The organism is Mesorhizobium sp. M7A.F.Ca.CA.003.01.2.1, from assembly GCF_003998945.1.
Classification (GTDB): domain Bacteria; phylum Pseudomonadota; class Alphaproteobacteria; order Rhizobiales; family Rhizobiaceae; genus Mesorhizobium; species Mesorhizobium ciceri.
Map to the genome: position 1 here is coordinate 1 of NZ_RZRA01001244.1, position 1,250 is coordinate 1,250.

General features: G+C 63.4%; 1 protein-coding gene and 1 pseudogene. Both read right to left on the minus strand.

Annotated elements, in window-relative coordinates:
* Positions 1-168: 168 nt before the first annotated feature.
* Complete coding sequence (locus tag EN969_RS31620) at positions 169-1,014, minus strand: EamA family transporter (protein WP_013529691.1); 846 nt, start codon at positions 1,012-1,014, stop codon at positions 169-171.
* Positions 1,011-1,250: pseudogene (locus EN969_RS31625) on the minus strand (EEP domain-containing protein); the annotation flags it as partial. The pseudogene EN969_RS31625 and the gene EN969_RS31620, both read right to left, overlap by 4 nt.

The window sequence follows — 1,250 nt, forward strand, 5'->3', positions numbered from 1 at the left end:
GTCCTATGGCGGCCCCTATCAGGCAGGAATCGCGGAAAGCGCCGGAGGCAGCTATGGCTATGCCCTGGCGCTGTTCGCAGGCGTGGTCGCCATCTGCATCATCGTCGTCATCCGTTTCAGTCCGGAACGACGTGGCCAGTTGATGACCGTACTCAATTAGGGTCGAAATCAGCCGAGCCTGAGCGCAACGACACCGGCGACGATGCTGAGCGCGGCGGCACCGCGCCAGCCGGTCATTTTTTCGCCGAGAGCGAAGACCGAGATCATCATGGCAAACAGGATCGAGGTTTCGCGCAGCGAGGCCACGGAGGCGATCGGCGCCTTGGTCATCGCCCACATGACGATCCAGTAGGCGGCGCCGCTGAGCACGCCCGTGAACAGCCCTGCCTTCCAGTCGCGCGCCAACACCGGCAGCGCCTTCGGCCCGCGGAAGATGAGGCACAGCACCAAGGCGCCAAAAGCATCGCAGATGAACAGCCAGGCTGCATAGCTCTGCGCGGTTGCCGCCAGCCGTGCGCCGCTGCCGTCGGACAGCGTGTAACTGGCAATGAAGATGGAAGTGCCCAGTGCGAAGCCAACCGCGCGCAGATTGAGTTTTTCCAGATGTGCGCCGCCACGAAACGACATCACCAGCGTGCCGGCCGACAACAGGAAGATGCCGAGCATGGCGAACGGGCCGGGAATCTCGGCAACGACGAACATGCCGCCAAAGGCCGAGAGCAGAGGTGCGGTGCCCCGCGCCAGCGGATAAGTCTGGGCGAAATCGCCGGCCTTGTAGGCGCCGATCAGGAAGGTGCGGTAGCCCATGTGGAAAATGACGGAGGCGATGATGTAGGGCCACACCTCCGCCTTCGGCACTTCGACGAAGGGCAGCACCACGAGTGCCGCCGCGCCCATGCCGAGCGTCATCAGCGTGATCGACAGGAAGCGGTCGAGATGGACCTTGACCAGCGCGTTCCAGATCGCGTGCATGGCGGCGGCGGCAAGCACTGCGAAAAAGACGAAAAGCGTCATGTGGCAATGCCGGGCGTTTCCAGGTCGATGTCGACCCGCAACGGAAAATGATCCGACGCAACCTCGTCGATATCGGCACAGATCGAACGCACCCGCCCGGCGAACATGCCGCCGACGAAGCAATGGTCGAGCCGGCGCTTTGCCAATCTGCCGTCGATGGTCTTCACATGGGTGTGGAAGTCCGGAACTGGCTCCCCGGCAACGGCGGCGGCATCGACGAAACCGCTGAGATAGGC

What these genes read in the sequence shown, in the direction of transcription:
- EN969_RS31620 (WP_013529691.1), bottom strand. Translation starts at nt 1,014, where the DNA reads ATGACGCTTTTCGTCTTTTTCGCAGTGCTTGCCGCCGCCGCCATGCAC.